The organism is Shewanella sp. SM23 (assembly GCF_025654295.1).
GTDB lineage: Bacteria > Pseudomonadota > Gammaproteobacteria > Enterobacterales > Shewanellaceae > Shewanella > Shewanella oncorhynchi.
Map to the genome: position 1 here is coordinate 1 of NZ_JAKKRM010000063.1, position 729 is coordinate 729.

The window sequence follows — 729 nt, forward strand, 5'->3', positions numbered from 1 at the left end:
GCTTATGCTGCTGGGTTCCCCCATTCGGACATCGTTAGCTCAAATGCTTGTTACTAGCTCGCCAACGCTTTTCGCAAGTTACTACGTCCTTCATCGCCTCTGACTGCCAAGGCATCCACCGTATACGCTTAGTCGCTTAACCATACAACCCAAATGAGTTTCACTCATCTGCGCCGCATTGCGACCAGCTTGGTTTTACTTGTCTCACTTCTGACCAAAGAAGTGGACGCGCCTTAGACGTAAACTATTTAGCAAAGAATAATTTACTATTGAATATTCAAGACACTTAATAAAGTGTTTGAGAACTCATGTTCAATGCTTGCGCATTAAACGTTTTGTAATTAATCACATGACAGACTCATGCAATTAAATACTATCAGCTTTCCAAATTGTTAAAGAACAATGCGTACCGGCTCGCGGCGCATTTAGCTCTGACTTCTCCTAAGAGAAGATAAACAAGCAATCTGTGTGAACACTCAGCAAACATTAAGTTAGTCGTATAGGTAAGGAGGTGATCCAGCCCCAGGTTCCCCTAGGGCTACCTTGTTACGACTTCACCCCAGTCATGAACCACAAAGTGGTGAGCGCCCCCCCGAAGGTTAAGCTACCCACTTCTTTTGCAGCCCACTCCCATGGTGTGACGGGCGGTGTGTACAAGGCCCGGGAACGTATTCACCGTGGCATTCTGATCCACGATTACTAGCGATTCCGACTTCATGGAGTCGAGTT

The 729-nt window shown here is 46.2% G+C and carries 2 rRNA genes; both read right to left on the reverse strand.

Annotated features, from left to right (window positions below):
- Positions 1–142 (reverse strand): 23S ribosomal RNA (locus L5L98_RS22290); the annotation flags it as partial.
- A 362-nt stretch (positions 143–504) separates the two neighbouring features.
- Positions 505–729, reverse strand: a 16S ribosomal RNA gene (locus L5L98_RS22295); the annotation flags it as partial.